This is a genomic window from Vreelandella xerophytica, assembly GCF_968048975.1.
On sequence record NZ_OZ309106.1, the window covers coordinates 2,922,029 to 2,936,657 of the forward strand.

16 protein-coding genes are annotated in these 14,629 nt (G+C 60.1%); 7 read left to right on the forward strand and 9 right to left on the reverse strand.

The annotated features are described in order from the left end of the window. Positions 1 to 16: 16 nt before the first annotated feature. The 3 genes from ACWF8S_RS13620 to ACWF8S_RS13630 form a co-directional block, all read right to left on the reverse strand. Positions 17 to 811, reverse strand: coding sequence for an alpha/beta fold hydrolase (locus ACWF8S_RS13620; protein WP_447553898.1), 795 nt, complete (start codon positions 809 to 811; stop codon positions 17 to 19). Positions 812 to 942: 131 nt separating this feature from the next. Beyond that, positions 943 to 1,989: a DNA polymerase IV gene (gene dinB, locus ACWF8S_RS13625; protein WP_447553899.1), complete on the reverse strand. Its 1,047-nt coding sequence runs from the start codon at positions 1,987 to 1,989 to the stop codon at positions 943 to 945. A 52-nt stretch (positions 1,990 to 2,041) separates the two neighbouring features. Further along, positions 2,042 to 3,505 (reverse strand): protein adenylyltransferase SelO, encoded by a 1,464-nt coding sequence (locus ACWF8S_RS13630; protein WP_447553900.1) that lies wholly within the window; start codon positions 3,503 to 3,505, stop codon positions 2,042 to 2,044. Between the two features lie 71 nt (positions 3,506 to 3,576). Here ACWF8S_RS13630 and ACWF8S_RS13635 point away from each other — a divergent pair, with 71 nt between their 5' ends. Further along, positions 3,577 to 4,203, forward strand: a complete 627-nt coding sequence (locus ACWF8S_RS13635; RefSeq protein WP_447553901.1) for a DNA-3-methyladenine glycosylase — start codon at positions 3,577 to 3,579, stop codon at positions 4,201 to 4,203. Here ACWF8S_RS13635 and ACWF8S_RS13640 read toward each other — a convergent pair. Continuing rightward, positions 4,125 to 5,039 (reverse strand): NAD-dependent protein deacetylase, encoded by a 915-nt coding sequence (locus ACWF8S_RS13640; RefSeq protein ID WP_447553902.1) that lies wholly within the window; start codon positions 5,037 to 5,039, stop codon positions 4,125 to 4,127. The genes ACWF8S_RS13635 and ACWF8S_RS13640 overlap by 79 nt on opposite strands. 123 nt (positions 5,040 to 5,162) lie before the next feature. On the opposite strand from ACWF8S_RS13640, the gene ACWF8S_RS13645 reads away from it, so the two are divergent. Then, complete coding sequence (locus tag ACWF8S_RS13645) at positions 5,163 to 6,335, forward strand: UbiH/UbiF/VisC/COQ6 family ubiquinone biosynthesis hydroxylase (protein ID WP_447553903.1); 1,173 nt, start codon at positions 5,163 to 5,165, stop codon at positions 6,333 to 6,335. Positions 6,336 to 6,437: 102 nt separating this feature from the next. On the opposite strand, the gene ACWF8S_RS13650 is transcribed toward ACWF8S_RS13645, so the two are convergent. Beyond that, positions 6,438 to 7,403, reverse strand: a complete 966-nt coding sequence (locus ACWF8S_RS13650; protein WP_447553905.1) for a ribonuclease Z — start codon at positions 7,401 to 7,403, stop codon at positions 6,438 to 6,440. 175 nt (positions 7,404 to 7,578) lie between these two features. Between ACWF8S_RS13650 and ACWF8S_RS13655 the strand changes: the two genes are divergently transcribed. Beyond that, positions 7,579 to 8,763 (forward strand): E22 family MetX-like putative esterase, encoded by a 1,185-nt coding sequence (locus ACWF8S_RS13655; RefSeq protein ID WP_447553906.1) that lies wholly within the window; start codon positions 7,579 to 7,581, stop codon positions 8,761 to 8,763. Positions 8,764 to 8,933: 170 nt separating this feature from the next. Then, positions 8,934 to 10,061 carry a glycerol dehydrogenase gene (locus ACWF8S_RS13660; protein ID WP_447553907.1) on the forward strand — a complete coding sequence of 376 codons (1,128 nt, stop codon included), beginning with the start codon at positions 8,934 to 8,936 and terminating at the stop codon, positions 10,059 to 10,061. Positions 10,062 to 10,179: 118 nt separating this feature from the next. On the opposite strand, the gene ACWF8S_RS13665 is transcribed toward ACWF8S_RS13660, so the two are convergent. Together ACWF8S_RS13665 and ACWF8S_RS13670 are read right to left on the reverse strand one after the other, a co-directional pair. Further along, complete coding sequence (locus ACWF8S_RS13665) at positions 10,180 to 10,473, reverse strand: HigA family addiction module antitoxin (protein ID WP_447553908.1); 294 nt, start codon at positions 10,471 to 10,473, stop codon at positions 10,180 to 10,182. Positions 10,474 to 10,488: 15 nt separating this feature from the next. Next, positions 10,489 to 11,148 carry a DsbA family oxidoreductase gene (locus ACWF8S_RS13670; RefSeq protein ID WP_447553909.1) on the reverse strand — a complete coding sequence of 220 codons (660 nt, stop codon included), beginning with the start codon at positions 11,146 to 11,148 and terminating at the stop codon, positions 10,489 to 10,491. Positions 11,149 to 11,247: 99 nt separating this feature from the next. Here ACWF8S_RS13670 and vapB point away from each other — a divergent pair, with 99 nt between their 5' ends. After that, on the forward strand, positions 11,248 to 11,478 hold the full coding sequence (gene vapB, locus ACWF8S_RS13675; protein ID WP_447553911.1) for a type II toxin-antitoxin system VapB family antitoxin: 231 nt from the start codon (positions 11,248 to 11,250) through the stop codon (positions 11,476 to 11,478). Continuing rightward, positions 11,478 to 11,876 (forward strand): type II toxin-antitoxin system tRNA(fMet)-specific endonuclease VapC, encoded by a 399-nt coding sequence (gene vapC / locus ACWF8S_RS13680; protein ID WP_447553912.1) that lies wholly within the window; start codon positions 11,478 to 11,480, stop codon positions 11,874 to 11,876. The genes vapB and vapC overlap by 1 nt, the downstream gene beginning before the upstream one ends. A 385-nt stretch (positions 11,877 to 12,261) precedes the next feature. Here vapC and ACWF8S_RS13685 read toward each other — a convergent pair whose 3' ends face one another. After that, on the reverse strand, positions 12,262 to 12,702 hold the full coding sequence (locus ACWF8S_RS13685; RefSeq protein ID WP_447553913.1) for an RrF2 family transcriptional regulator: 441 nt from the start codon (positions 12,700 to 12,702) through the stop codon (positions 12,262 to 12,264). A 142-nt stretch (positions 12,703 to 12,844) separates the two neighbouring features. Here ACWF8S_RS13685 and ACWF8S_RS13690 point away from each other — a divergent pair, with 142 nt between their 5' ends. Further along, a complete protein-coding gene (locus ACWF8S_RS13690; protein WP_447553914.1) occupies positions 12,845 to 13,762 on the forward strand; it encodes an NAD(P)/FAD-dependent oxidoreductase in 918 nt (305 codons plus the stop codon). A 162-nt stretch (positions 13,763 to 13,924) separates the two neighbouring features. On the opposite strand, the gene ACWF8S_RS13695 is transcribed toward ACWF8S_RS13690, so the two are convergent. Further along, positions 13,925 to 14,581 (reverse strand): hypothetical protein, encoded by a 657-nt coding sequence (locus ACWF8S_RS13695; protein WP_447553916.1) that lies wholly within the window; start codon positions 14,579 to 14,581, stop codon positions 13,925 to 13,927. Positions 14,582 to 14,629: the final 48 nt, after the last annotated feature.

Here is a 14,629-nt window from a genome sequence, read left to right on the forward strand (position 1 = left end):
CTTTAAAACGGCACGGTCAGAACGTTTCAAACCGCTGCCAGGCGGCGAGTATGGCCGCGCGGGTCTCGTCGGGGTGCTCCATGGGGAACATGTGCCCGCCCGGCACGCGACTCACCGTCATGCCTTGACGCTCCAGTCGGCGAATGCGCCCGGCGGTCAGCAGATCCGAGCGCTCACCTGCGACAATTTCGACCGGTACCTGAAGTTTTTTCAGCCGCCTCGAGAGATGATCCGGCAGATTACGAAATATCTCCACCTCGATGCGCGGCTCGAAGACCAACTCGGCCTGGCCGTCGTCGAGTAGCCGGGTACCTGTTTCAACATAGTCGTTAAGTGCCTCGACGGTAAAGCGTCGAAAGAGCCCGCGGCGCTTGAGCGAGGTGGTCATTGCCTCGCGGCTGGGCCACACGCTGCGCCGCCCCCGGGTTTTACCTGCCGGGGTAATACGATCCACAAAGCCAAAGCGCTTGGCCGCCTTCATCGCCCAGGCGTCCACGCCCAGCATCAAAGGCGGGTCAAGCATGACGACCCCGTGAAAACGCTCCGGTGCGCGCAGCGCGGCCATGGCCATCAACGTGCCGCCCAACGAGTGCCCCACCCCCAGCACCTTCGTCTGGCGAGGCAGGTAGTGTAAAAGCTCCTCCACCAGATTGGCCCAGTTGCGGTTCACGGGATACTGCGGATGATGCCCCACCCGGTCGATCGGCTGGAGATCGAAGCGCTCGCTGAGCGGCTCGAGCAGGCTTCGATAGCTGGAGCCGGGAAAACCGTTGGCATGGGCAAAAACGAGCGAAGGGCGGGAAAGCGTCATAAAGGGGCTCTGTTATCTGTTATTGGCAGCAGGTCATTGTCCGGGCGCGGAGCAGCCCTTAGGCCGCTATCGATCATACAGCTGTTTTAATCACTGTCGGATGCGTCGTCAATGGTAAACGTTGCCCAGGTCTAAAATAGCGAAAGCTGGGTATCCGGCGCGCCATCGGCCAGCCGATACCCGACCCCCAGCAGGCGAACAGGACGTTCCCCGCGGGCCCAACCCACGTTCAGCAGCGTCTCGAACTGCGCCATGTTCGGCGCCGGGTCGGCGTGCTCGACGGTGGTCTGGGTAAAATCATTGAATTTCACCTTCACCATCAGCCCTTTCACCGCCAGGGGCGGGTCCAGGCGCGCATAGCGGCGCTCCAGGTCGTTTAAAAGCTCAGGCAGTTCCCGCCGACACGCCTGCAGGGTGGGCAGATCCTGAGAGTAGGTCTGCTCGGTACTGATCGATTTTCGCTCGCGATGGGTTTTCACCGGCCGCTCGTCATGGCCACGGCTTAGCTCGTGCAGGCGCTTGCCAAAGCGCCCGAAATGCTCGATCAACTCGGTCAAGGGCCGCACGCGTAGATCCGCGCAGGTGTGAATATCCAGGCCCGCCATCTTTTCGGCGGTGCGCGGCCCCACGCCGTGAATCTTCTTGACCGGCAGCGCCGTCACGAAACGCTCGACATCGTCCGGGGCGATCACGCAGAGCCCGTCGGGCTTGTTCCAGTCGCTGGCAATCTTGGCGAGAAACTTGTTGGGGGCCACGCCTGCCGAGACGGTGATTCCCACTTCCCGACGCACCTTGTCGCGAATGGCCTTGGCCATGAGCGTGGCGCTCCCCTTGAACTGCGTGACCTCGGAGACATCCAGAAACGCCTCATCCAGCGAGAGCGGCTCGATCAGGTCGGTCAGCTCGCGGTAGATGGCAAACACCTGGCGGGCGACCTCCTTGTACTTGGCCATGTCGCCACGAATGATCTTGAGATGAGGGCAACGCTTGAGCGCCTGCCCCATGGGCATGGCAGAGTGAATACCATATTCGCGCGCGGGGTAATTACAGGTCGCGACCACCCCGCGCTGCTCGACACTCCCGCCAATGGCGATGGGAATATCCTGGAGCGCGGGGTTGTCGCGCATTTCTACCGCCGCATAAAAGCAGTCACAGTCGCAGTGGATGATTTTGCGCACCGGCTACCCGCCCACCTGTAAAAAACCACAGTTTATCACACCCTATGACCGCTCAGGTGCCGCAGAATGTCCTCAACACCTGTTCGCTGCTGGTCGCCGGAGCTGCCAGGCGGCGCGCCTCGGCCGAGTCGTCATACGGATGTGTCACGACCTCAAGCAGGGTGTTGAACGGGCCGTAGTCGCCGTCATAGGCCGCCATGATCGCTTCCTGCACGCGGTGATTGCGCGGAATGATGATCGGGTTCGCGCGGCGCATGGCCTCAAGGCGCTGGCTATCCTTGTCGGTGGCCAGCGCGGCCTGCCAGTCTTCAAGCCAGGTGCCCAGCTTCTCGGGCTGGCTGGTCAGGGCAAGCAGCGCGTCACGCCTTGCGGCTTCCGGCGAGGCGGCGTACTGGGTCAGCGCATCGAAGGTGGCGGTCATGTCCATCCGGCCCTGGTGCATCTGGGTTTCCAGCCCTTCCATCAAGGTCTGGCCTTGCTCGCTTTGCGCTTCGAGCCCCAGCTTGTCGGCGTGCAGCCAGCGCTGTTCGGTGGTAAATACCTTGCTGAAGTGCCGGATCGCCTCCGTTGCCTGCGTGACGGCATCCTCGCCTTCGGCCTTCATCAATGGCAGCAGCGTTTCGGCAAAGCGGGCCAGGTTCCACTGGGCGATGGCCGGCTGGTTCTCGAACGCGTAACGCCCGCCCTGATCGATGGAGCTGAACACCTTGCGCGGGTCGAACTGCTCCATGAAGGCGCAGGGGCCGTAGTCGATGGTTTCCCCGGCCACGCTGGTGTTGTCGGTATTCATCACGCCGTGAATGAAGCCCAGGCTCATCCAGCGCGCAATCAACACCGCCTGGCGGGCCACCACGGCTTCAAGCAGGGCCAGGTAGGGGTCTTCCGCTTGAGCCGCCTCCGGGTAGTGGCGCTGAATCACGTAATCCGCCAGGGCTTTCTGGGTCTGTTCGTCGCGACCGGCGGCGGCAAACTGAAAGGTGCCCACGCGCACGTGACTGCTGGCCACCCGGGTGAATACCGCACCGGGTTCCGGCAACTGGCGGCGCACCTGCTCGCCGCTGGCCACCGCCGCCAGCGCCCGGGTGGTGGGTACGCCAACTGCGGCCATGAACTCGCTGACCAGATACTCGCGCAGTACCGGCCCCAGCGGCGAGCGGCCATCGCCCCCGCGGGAAAACGGCGTACGCCCGCTACCCTTGAGCTGAATATCCCGACGCTGGCCTTGAGAATCCATTACTTCGCCCAGCAGCAGCGCCCGGCCGTCGCCCAATTGCGGCACGAAATTGCCGAACTGGTGGCCTGCGTAGCCAAGGGCAACCGGCTCGGCGCCTGGCGGCAGCGTATTGCCGCTGAACCACTGGGCCAGCGTCTCGTCATTCGGTACGTCCGAAGCGCCCAGCGTGCCCGCCAGCGCCCGATTGAAGGCAATCAAGGTGGGCGTTTCGACCGGGGTTGGCGGGCAGTCGGCCCACAGTGGCGCGGGCAGTGTCTTGTAGCCGTGTTCGAAGGTCAGCATGGTGGTCTCCCTCTTTCATTCGATGTGGTCTACCAATACCCTAGCAGTTCACTCAAGTATGCGGCGAGATAATGTCATCACTGCCTGAACGATCCTTGAACGAACGGTCCTTGCTGCCTCTTTCCCGCGACTTCTACCGGCGCGACACCCTGGCCGTTGCCAACGACCTGCTGGGCTGCTGGCTGGTACGTGAAACAGACGGTGCCTTGATGGCGGCCCGCATCGTGGAAACCGAGGCCTACTGCGGCGCTCACGACTCCGCCTGCCACGCCCACAGCGGGCTGACGCCGCGCACGGCGGCGATGTTCGGCGAGCCCGGCCACGCCTATGTGTATCTGGTGTATGGCATGCACTGGCTGCTCAATATCGTGACCGAGCCGGAAGGTTCGCCCTGCGCGGTGCTGGTGCGCGCCGTGGAGCCGGTGCTCAACGAGCAGGCAATGCGCGAGCGGCGCAGCATGGCGGGAAGACAGCTGTGCAACGGCCCGGGCAAGCTGACCCGGGCCCTTGGCGTGGACAAGGCGCTGTACGGCCACGACATGACCCGCGCGGAGAAGCTTTGGGTAAGTGAGGAGCGCCATCATCTGCCGATTGCCAGCGGCCCTCGGGTGGGCATCGACTACGCCGAACCCGACGACCGCGACGCGCCCTGGCGGTTCTGGCTGGCGGACAACCCCTGGGTATCCAAGGCACGCTGAGAAGACGCCAGACGTTCGACGGCATACGTTAAAACGGGGGTCAGTGGCGCCCGCCACTGGTGAGTGAGCAGCGCATCCGCCCGGGTGACGCCCAGCGAAAGCGAAGCGATCGGCAGCCCCATGGCGTGGGCTTCACGACAGAAACGGTAGCCTGAAAACACCATCAATGAGGTGCCTACCGCCAGCACCGCCTGAGCATTCTTGAGCCCCGCCTCCGCCGCCAGCCGCCGTTCTACCGGCACCACATCACCGTAATAGACCACGTCGGGCTTGAGAATGCCGTGGCAGCGCGGGCAGTCGAAGACCCGAAACGTGCTGAAATCCGTTTCCAGATCGGCATCGCCATCCGGGGCTTGAAGAGCCTCCAGCGCGGCGAAGGTGGGGTTCATGCGCGCCATTTCACTGTGCATGGCATGGCGCATCATCTGATAGCCACAGCGCATGCACTTGACCAGATCCGCGCGGCCGTGCAGGTCGATCACCCGGCGTGAGCCGGCGCGCTGGTGCAGCCGGTCCACGTTCTGGGTGACCAGCCGGTCGATATAGCCCATGGCCTCCAGCGCGGCCAGCGCCTGGTGCGCGCCGCTGGGCTGCGCTTCGCCCAGCGCCTTGAAACCGATCAAGGCCCGCGCCCAGTAGCGCTGGCGCACGGCGCTGGATGCCATGAAATCCCCGTGCTGCACCGGCGGCGACCGTTTCCACTGACCCGCTTCATCGCGATAGTCGGGAATGCCGCTGTCGGTACTCACGCCCGCACCGGTAATCATCCAGAGCTTGGGGTGCTGTTCGATAAAGCGAGCCAGCTCAATCCCCGCCTGCGCCACCCTTTCTTGCATTTCCACGGCCTGCGTCAATTGTTCACCCTAGGCAAGTTTCCCCTATCTCGACGATACTGTAGGACATTCCAGGCACATGCAACGTACTTGACCGGTGCCGACGACGCATTCAAGGAGCGCCTCATGCAAAAGGATCACGATATCATCATTGTTGGCGGGGGCATGGTGGGGGCAGCCCTCGCCGCCCGGCTGGGCCAGGCGGGCAAGCGCGTCGCCCTCATCGAGCGCGGCGGCGCCCCCAAGGCGCCGGAAGGCGATTTCGACTTGCGGATCTCGTCGCTGAACGCGCGCTCGCTTGCGTTTATCGAGGCAAGTCATACGGTGCTCCCCCATGATCGCACCTGCGCATTTCGCCATATCGAGGTCTGGAACCAGGAAGGCTCGGGGCACAGCCTGTTCTCCGCCAAGGACAGCGATCTCGAACAGTTCGGTATTTTCATCGAGAACATCGCGCTTCAGCACGCCCTGTGGCAGCGTCTGAAAACCATGCCCTGCGTGACGCTCTACACCGACACCACGGTGGTGTCGACGCTTGCCGGCCACCAAACACGTATGGTGGAACTTGCCAGCGGCCAGACCCTGAGCGCCGAGCTGGTGGTAGGGGCCGACGGCGCCCGCTCGCAGCTTCGCGAACTGGCCGGTATTGGTGTATTGACCCATGACTACCACCAGCGGGCGATGATCATCAACGTGGAAACCGCCCTGCCCCAGCAGGATGTCAGCTGGCAGTGCTTCACGCCCAACGGGCCGCTGGCCATGCTGCCCTTGCCCGGCCAACGCGCGTCGCTTGTGTGGTACGACAAGGAGACCGCGACCCAGGCCCGCGAAACCCTGGATGATGACGCCTTGAAGCGGGCCATCGAAACCGCCTTCCCCAAGCGCCTGGGCGGCATTACCCACATCAACGCCCGCGCCAGCTTCCCCATCAAACGCCAGCACGCCCGGCGTTACACCGCCAACCGACTGGCCCTGATCGGCGATGCGGCCCACGTGGTACACCCGCTGGCAGGCCAGGGTCTGAACATCGGCCTGCACGACGCCGACACACTCGCCGAGCTGATTCTGAATCATGGAGATGCGGGAGACAGCGCTTCGCTACAACGCTTCGAGTGGCAGCGTCGCCTGGCCAACCAGGCCATGATCGCCGCTACCGACAGCTTTCATCATCTGTTCACCGGCGCCAGACCGCTACGCCAGCTGGGCGATTTCAGCCTGCACCTGGCCGAGCGCTTCCCGTTTGCCAAGCGCATGATGATGATGCAGGCCAATGGGCTGAATCCGTTCAAGTGGCGGTAACCAGAAAACGTTAAAGCGAATCAACAAGCTCAACGGCGATGCCAACCGTCTAGTTTACGCCGTTGGTGCAGGTGCGCTTACCATCATCTCTTGCCGCTATCACTACTGACCCTTCACCACTTCGGAGACGTCGCCCCTCTTGTCCAGGCTGAACTCGGCGAAATCCCTCGCCAGGTAAAGCGCACCGGCGTAAACGCCCCTCGCCTCCTGACGGATCTCTTCGACCGAGGAGATCGCGTCCGCGTGGAGCTGATAACGCGGACTGAAGTGAGTCAGCACCAGATTCGGCAAGCCGGCCGCCTCGGCAAATTCGGCGACCTGTCTTGCATAGCTATGCCCTACCTCGCCCGCCTTCTGGGCCAGCTCTTGGGTGTAAGTGGCTTCGTGTACCAGTACCTGGGCGTCCGCGCACGCCTCACGCAGTAGCTCCGGCCGGTCGTTGTCACCGGCAACCACCACCTTGCGCGGCGCGTTTCTGACGATCAAGTAGTCATGGCTTTTCAGGGTTTCGCCCGCAAGCTCGATGTCGTGCCCGTGCTTCAACTGCCCCCACAAAGGCCCTCGTGGCACGCCTTTTTGCGTCAGCTTCTCGACGTTCAGTTCGGCGTCCACCTTGCGCTCGATAAAGCCGTAGGCATAAGAGGGAACTCCGTGCGAAAGGCATGAAGTGGTCACGGCGATACGCTCGAAGGTCACGTACGGCAGCGTATCGGCATCGATAAATATCACCTCGAACGGCAAGCCAAGCTGGGTGGCCTCGAACGTTGCCGCCAGCCACGCCTGGATGCCCGCCGGGGCGACGAGGGTCAGCGGCGCCGTTCGCCCGTTCATCGCCGCGCTCGCCAAAAGCCCCGGTAGCCCGTAGCAGTGGTCGCCGTGCACATGAGTAATCAGAATGGCTTTCAAGGCGTTGAGCGAGAGCTTCGTTTGCAGCACCTGATGCTGGGTGCCCTCGCCGCAATCGACCAGGTACCAGCCCTTGCCCTTGTCTTCGCGAAGCGCAATGCCGGTGACGTTGCGCGCCCTGGTAGGCACGCCAGCGGAGGTACCGAGAAAGAGTAGGTTCATGATGCATCCCTGCGGTTATTTGCATCGCCTTGAGGCTTTGTCAGTAACGACCCCACCTCAAACGCTAGATTCGTTCACACGTTAAATCACTCACACTGCGCAAGCAGCGGCTATCCTGAAAAAAGGTCGCGACCGCGGCTGACAATAACCACAACAACTCATACAAGGAAGCCCCATGCGACGCCTACCACCTTACGTTTCCATGATAGCGAGCCTTGGCCTTATGATCGCCTCTCCTCTCTGGGCCTGGGATGGCCTTGTCGAGAAACAGACGTTCGAACTCGAGAACTTCACCACGCAAAATGGCGAGACCATTCCGGAAGTCAAGGTCGGCTGGGAAGCCTACGGCGAACTCAACGAAGCCCGCGACAACGCCATTTTGATCACCCACTTCTTTTCCGGCACCAGCCACGCGGCGGGCCGCTACGAGGCCAACGGCCCGATGACCGGCTACTGGGACGCGATCATCGGGCCGGGCAAGCCGCTGGATACCGATAGATTCTATATCATCTCGTCCGATACGCTGGTGAACCTGAATGCGTTCGACCCCAATGTGATCACCACCGGCCCCGCCACCATCAACCCCGAGACCAACACCCCCTGGGGCATGGACTTCCCGGTCGTGACCATCCGCGATTTCGTCGAAGTGCAGCGCGCGCTGCTGGAAAGCCAGGGCATCGAATCGCTTTACGCGGTCATGGGGCCCTCCATGGGGGCGCTTCAAGCCATCGAGTGGGCCAGCGCCTACCCTGACCGAGTCGAACGGCTGGTGTCGGTAATTGGCAGCGGCGCCGCCGACCCTTGGCTTGTGGCCACGCTCAGTTCCTGGGCCGCGCCGATTCGCCTGGACGCCAACTGGAACGAAGGCGACTACTACGACGGCGAGCCACCCACCGACGGGCTGAAAGAAGCACTGAAGCTTGTCACACTCAACGCCAACCACCCGCGCTGGGTGAACAGAACCTTCAACCGCGACTGGGCCGAGAGCGACCGCGACCCGGCTCAGGACATCAACGCCCGCTACGCCATCGAGCAGACTCTCGATGAACTGGCCGAGGCCCGCGCCGACACCGCCGATGCCAACCACCTGCTCTACCTGGTGCGCGCCAACCAGACCTTCGTGGCGGGCCACGGCGACTCCTTCGTCGAGGGGCTTCGAGCGATAGCCGCACCCACGTTGATGCTTTACAGCGAACGCGACCAGGTCTTTGCGCCGGAAGGCGTGCGCCGCACCGCACAATTGATCAGAGGCCAGGGCAATGAGGTCGTGCTGGAAACCCTGAAAGGCAACCGCGGACATCTGGACGGCGTGCTCTCCATCGATCAGGCCAGCGACGTGCTTCGCGAGTTCTTGAAGTAGTCTTTTATCTGCCCTGACCCCATCACACCCCGCCCCTGCGCGGGGTTTTTATTGCCGTCAATCAAGCCAACGACAATTCATTACACTTTCGTCGAATCAGCGCGAGCGTCATCGACAATTCACTGTCTACACTGGGGGCACAATTCACTCTACGTACAGGACTATTTGCCATGGAAGCCACCAACGAGAAAGTCTTCATCAGCCCGGCCCGCTACGTTCAGGGTGAAGGTGTGACGGCTCGCGCCGGTCACTACGTGTCAGCGCTGGGCAAAAAGGCCCTGTTGATCGCCGACGACGTGGTCTGGGAGATTGCCGGTAAAGAGCTCAGCGACAGTCTGGAAAGCGAAGGCGTGAGTTTCGAGCGCGTGGTGTTCGAAGGTGAGGCCTCCAGCCGCGAGATCGAGCGCATTAGTGAACTGGGCCGCCAGCAACAAGCGCAAGTGGTCATCGGCTTCGGCGGCGGCAAGACGATCGACACCGCCAAGGGTGTGGCCGACGAGCTCAAAGCCGCCTGTGCCGTACTGCCGACCACGGCGTCTACCGATGCGCCGACCAGTGCGCTCTCGGTCATCTACAACGATGAAGGCGAGTTCGAGTCCTACCGCTTTTTCGACAAGAACCCCAACCTGGTGCTGGTGGATACCGGCATTATCTGCAAGGCGCCGCCGCGCTTTTTAGCCTCCGGCATTGCCGATGCGCTGGCCACCTGGGTCGAGGCGCGCGCCGCCATTCGTGCCAACGCCAACAACATGGCCGGCGGCAAGTCCACGCTTCTGGGCGCGACCATTGGCGAGAAGTGCGAAGAGATCCTCTTCGAGCACGCCATGCTCGCCTACCAGGCGAACCAGGCGCAGATCGTCACGCCCTCGTTCGAGGCCGTGGTGGAAGCCAACACCCTGCTCAGCGGCCTCGGTTTCGAAAGCGGCGGCCTGGCAGGCGCCCACGCCATTCACAACGGCTTTACCGCCCTGCACGGCGAGATCCACGGCCTGACCCACGGCGAAAAAGTCGCCTACGGCACCATGGCGCAGTTGATTCTCGACCAGACCCCGCAGGCAGAACTGGAAGAGTACCTGGACCTGTACCTGGCGCTGGGCCTTCCGGTTACGCTGAAGGCGCTCAAGCTCGACGAAGCCAGTGACGACGATTTATTCCGCGTCGCCGAGGCCGCGCTGAAAGAAGGCGAATCGAGCCACAACCTGGCGTACGAACTCACGCCGCAGCAGGTCGTCAGCGCCATCAAGGCGGTGGATGTGCATGCGCGGGCGTTTATGGAGAAGGTGGGGCTTAGCGAGTAAAAATGCGAACGGCGAAGCGCTTTGGCGTTTCGCCGCTTCTGATCAACTTAAGTGTTCAAGGCCAGACGTCGCAGTGTGCAAAAACATTCAACCAGGAACGCTGGCAAACCGCCAAGGGTTACGCTGCTTCGAAATCCAGGGGATAAATGTCATCCAGATTGACCGTACTACGAGCGACCCACAGATCATACGTATCCTGCATCGCCAACCAACTTTCAGGCGTACGCCCAAGCACCTTGGACAGACGCAACGACATTTCAGGGCTAATTCCGCTTTGCCCCTTGAGCAGCCGAGAAAAGGTGGACGCCGCAACGCCCAGGCTGGAAGCCAGCTGACGAGAACTGATGCCGAAAGGCTCCAAATATACCTCGCGAATGAATTCACCAGGATGCGGCGGATTATGCATCGTCATTAGTGATAATCCTCATTATGGATTGGGGCTGGCGTTTTCCTCGGCCACCTGTCGCAGCGCATCGACCAGCACATCCGCGGGCTGGGCGCCTGAAATCAGGTAGCGGCCGTCGAGGATGATGCCCGGCACCGCACTTACTCCAGCATCCATGAACCGCTGCTCGGCCGCGCGCACTTCATCCGCGTACTGATCCGAGCGGGCGATAGCCTCGGCGGCGTCGCCATCAAGCCCCACCTCAATCGCCTTCTCGCGTAGCACCTCCGGGTCTGCCGGATTTTTGGCCTCACCAAAGTAGGCCTCGAACAGGGCCAGTTGCAGGGGCGTCTCGCAGTTTTGGGTGGCGGCCCACGCCAGCACCCGGTGGGCATCGAAGGTATTGTTCGCCCGGCGCTCCACGGCGCCACGGAAATTCAAGCCAAGCTCTTCGGCCACTGCCATGATCTCACGCTGGGACTGCTCCATGGTGGCTGCATCCTTGCCGTACTTGCGGCACAGGTGCTCCAGAATGGGCTCGCCTTCGGGCGGCATGTCGCGGTTGAGCTCGAAGGGCTGCCAGTGAAGTTCGACTTCGATCTCACCCTTCAAGGTTTCCAGCGCTTGTTCCAAACGGCGGTAGCCGATGGCGCACCACGGGCAGGCAACATCGGACACCAGGTCAATTCTCACTTTTTGCATAATGTATATCCCTTTGACATATCCCAAAATGCGATCAAACTATAGAAATCATGCTACGTGCATATAGCAAGTAACGACAGTACTGAAAAGGAGGCGGCCATGGAAAAAGCAGCGGTGTTTAAAAGTAATCGTAGCCAAGCGGTGCGCATGCCTAAATCGCTCGCGCTACCGGAGGGCGTTACACGTGTTGATGTGATTGCAGTGGGTCGAGCGCGCTTGATTACGCCCGCAGGTGAAGCGTGGGACAGCTGGTTCGACGGCCCAAGCGTCACCGCAGACTTTCTGGGTGAACGCGAGCAGCCCGTTGAGCAGGAACGTGAGGCGTTTTGATGCTTAAGTACATGCTCGATACGAATATCTGCATTTTTACCATCAAACATAAACCGGCTCATGTTCGCGAGACCTTTAATCAGCATAGCGAGCAGATTTGCATCAGTACCGTGACACTAATGGAATTGGTGTACGGTGCGGAGAAATCCGCTTCTCCCGAGAAAAATTTAAGTGTGATAGAGGGATTCGCAGCCCGACTGGAAGTACTCGACTACGACCCTGGCGCCGCCTACCACAGTGGAGAGCTACGAAGCGAGCTGGCCAAAGCGGGCACCCCCATCGGCCCCTATGATCAGATGATTGCCGGGCATGCTCGCTCAAGAGGGTTGATTCTGGTCACCAATAACTTGCGTGAGTTTAATCGCGTGCCTGGGCTTCGAGTAGAAGATTGGCTTTGAGGCGATAGCTACTTGGCTCGAACCCTGCCCTTCCATCTGCGCTAATGCCAACAACATGGCAGGCGTCAAGGCGACGCTACTCGGTGCGATCATCGGTTAGAAGGACAAGACAGTGGATGCCATCGCCTTCATGGCGAAGGTAGGCCTGAGCGAGTAAGGCATTGATCAGGAGATTATTTACAGGATTAAGGCGTTACTCGATAGCGGGTTCCGGTAACACCGGCGGCGTACTGTCCATATAGGTCAGGAAGTCTTGCCAGACGTCGTGCGTTCGCTGTTTCGTTAACCGGGTAAGGCACGTAATGCCCATGACGCCGCGAATGGTCCCGTCACGCCACTGCGTATAAACAGCATCGCAGTGGGCAGGGGTGGTGTCACAGACGCGTCATGATGTCTGTTGTTGTTCGGCAGTGCGGCGCTCAAAATCCTGGGCCAGGTCTTCAACACTTATCTTCGAGAATTGCGCTAGTAGGCTCGCTTCAGCTGCCTGTAGCGTGGTGTTCAACTGGGCATCCACCGCCTGTTCGACCAGGCATTCGGCCGGCTCGGCCTTGGGTCCGATATTGAATATAGACGGCGCACCTGCTGCTTCATAAATGGTGCCCAACGTGATCTCTGAAAGCGGCTGTACCAGTTTCCAGCCACCCCCATGCCCCTTCTCCGACGTGACAATCCCGCGCTCACGCAGCCCGCTCATCATCCGACGCACCACCACGGGGTTGGTAGCGATCATCCTGGATATATCATCCGACGTCGCACGATGCACATGGCGGTCCATGTGAATCAGCACGTGCAATAGGCGGGACATGCGAAGATCGCGAGGCATAGGTGGTATCCATTTCACGTTCGTTATCTGTAAAGCCAGGACCCTAGCAGGCATCACGTAATAAATAAAGTTTCATGTATTGCCTTGGCCGCCTCTTCATGTAACTCTACATGTTTCGTTAAGCATAAAGGCAGGGGTTATCATGGATCATGAGGTGATCATCATCGGGGGCAGCTTTGCGGGGCTGTCGGCAGCCATGCAGTTGGCCCGCGCCCGCCGCAGCGTATTAATTATCGACGACGGCGCGCCGCGCAATCGATTTGCAATGTCTTCGCACGGGTTTCCGGGCCAAGACGGCCGGCGCCCGGCACAGATCAAGGAGGCGTTGCGCAACGAGTTAAGCGCGTATCCAACCGTAAGCGTCGTGGATGACGAGGCCGTAGCGGCATATCAACAGGATGGTGGGTTCAGGGTCTCGCTGAGGGAGGCAGGCAATATCGTGTCGCGCCGACTGATTCTGGCTTATGGTGTTCGAGACACCCTGCCCGATCTACCGGGCCTCTCAGAGCGTTGGGGGACGACGGTGCTGCACTGCCCGTATTGCCACGGTTACGAATTGAACCAACAACCTGTGGGGGTGTTGGCGAGAAACGACATAGCGATACACCAGGCGATGCTGCTTCCCGATTGGGGCCCAACCACATTATTTACTCAAGGCGCCATAACGCCCACGCCGGAACAACATCAGGCACTTTACGCACGTGGTGTAAACATCGAGATAACGCCGATTACGGGCCTGCTCGGACCGGCGCCCACGCTCACCGCCGCGAAGCTTGCCGACGGGCGTGAAATCCCGCTGGCGGGGTTGTTTCTTGTACCCCAAACCACCCTTGCCAGCGATATCGCAGAACAACTGGGCTGCGCGACAAAGGCCGGGCCCACCGGCCCATATCTCGACGTCAACGAGATGCAGGCAACGGCGGTCCCAGGCGTTTTCGCCGCCGGTGACCTGGCAAGCCCAATGCCAAACGCGACCCTTGCTGCAGCAGCGGGCGTCATAGCCGGGGGCGCGGCGCATCAGTCGCTGATCTTCGACCCCGACCTCTCTCACATCAACTAAAGGGAAACCACGAGACAAGCTGAAGCGTTCTGGGATGGTATTTATCGTTGGAATGCGCCGACGACTGACAAGCCCCTGAGGCTCTGGAGATCTGACAGCTAACGCCTGCAGCTGCGGCAAATTGCGAGCACAGCGAGTAATTTGTCCGACAGCCTGCACTTGTTAGGCTTTATTTTCGATCATACCTAAATGTTTTTCTCTGTGAAAAATGATAAGCGCTCCAAGGCAAGCAATACCTATTACAAACATAATTTTTATTCTTTGCTCTACCAACGTTGTTTTTATTTCGTCGTTCTGCTCCAGGTACGATATTGCTTCTTCTTGAGACTCGAAGAGTTTTTTGCCTTCATCCAGAGGGTGGTTAGTATCCATAATTTTTTGCAAAAATGTCTGGTAGACAAACTCACCGGACATGTGCGCTATTCCAGCAGCGAGGTTCCCACTTACCTTTTCAAATATTTCGAATATGGTTTCCAAGTTTTCTTGAATAGTGAAAGGTGACGTCTGGTGAGCCAAATCATTTCTCAGCTTTCGCAGGCGATGTATGCAGTTGACTAGATCTTCAGGAAGAACTTGGCAAACAAATGCAATATCCAGTTTGGAAGATAGGGTGCCAAACGCGCCCTTCCCGTCAAATATCGCTTTTTTCCGAGTACTGCTTGTATCCTCTGGCAAGCGAGATTTGAACATTGTAGTAAGCTCTTCATCCAACATCGAAACCCCAAGAAGAACACATCCTCTGTCTGCTTCGGCCATAAGCAGAGAGTAAGCACGATTTAAAAACTCTTGTGAATCCTGGTGTTCGAATAGGGATACCATGTTCTATGTCCTTTGAGCTTAACGCCGCCAGTTGCGGCCGACTGAAAG

Bases quoted from the DNA above. Each gene is read 5' to 3' on its own strand.
- ACWF8S_RS13620 (WP_447553898.1), bottom strand. From the start codon at position 811: ATGACGCTTTCCCGCCCTTCGCTCGTTTTTGCCCATGCCAACGGTTTT.
- ACWF8S_RS13630 (WP_447553900.1), bottom strand. From the start codon at position 3,505: ATGCTGACCTTCGAACACGGCTACAAGACACTGCCCGCGCCACTGTGG.
- ACWF8S_RS13635 (WP_447553901.1), top strand. From the start codon at position 3,577: ATGTCATCACTGCCTGAACGATCCTTGAACGAACGGTCCTTGCTGCCT.
- ACWF8S_RS13640 (WP_447553902.1), bottom strand. From the start codon at position 5,039: ATGCAAGAAAGGGTGGCGCAGGCGGGGATTGAGCTGGCTCGCTTTATC.
- ACWF8S_RS13645 (WP_447553903.1), top strand. From the start codon at position 5,163: ATGCAAAAGGATCACGATATCATCATTGTTGGCGGGGGCATGGTGGGG.
- ACWF8S_RS13650 (WP_447553905.1), bottom strand. From the start codon at position 7,403: ATGAACCTACTCTTTCTCGGTACCTCCGCTGGCGTGCCTACCAGGGCG.
- ACWF8S_RS13655 (WP_447553906.1), top strand. From the start codon at position 7,579: ATGCGACGCCTACCACCTTACGTTTCCATGATAGCGAGCCTTGGCCTT.
- ACWF8S_RS13660 (WP_447553907.1), top strand. From the start codon at position 8,934: ATGGAAGCCACCAACGAGAAAGTCTTCATCAGCCCGGCCCGCTACGTT.
- ACWF8S_RS13665 (WP_447553908.1), bottom strand. From the start codon at position 10,473: ATGACGATGCATAATCCGCCGCATCCTGGTGAATTCATTCGCGAGGTA.
- ACWF8S_RS13670 (WP_447553909.1), bottom strand. From the start codon at position 11,148: ATGCAAAAAGTGAGAATTGACCTGGTGTCCGATGTTGCCTGCCCGTGG.
- vapB (WP_447553911.1), top strand. From the start codon at position 11,248: ATGGAAAAAGCAGCGGTGTTTAAAAGTAATCGTAGCCAAGCGGTGCGC.
- vapC (WP_447553912.1), top strand. From the start codon at position 11,478: ATGCTTAAGTACATGCTCGATACGAATATCTGCATTTTTACCATCAAA.
- ACWF8S_RS13685 (WP_447553913.1), bottom strand. From the start codon at position 12,702: ATGCCTCGCGATCTTCGCATGTCCCGCCTATTGCACGTGCTGATTCAC.
- ACWF8S_RS13690 (WP_447553914.1), top strand. From the start codon at position 12,845: ATGGATCATGAGGTGATCATCATCGGGGGCAGCTTTGCGGGGCTGTCG.
- ACWF8S_RS13695 (WP_447553916.1), bottom strand. From the start codon at position 14,581: ATGGTATCCCTATTCGAACACCAGGATTCACAAGAGTTTTTAAATCGT.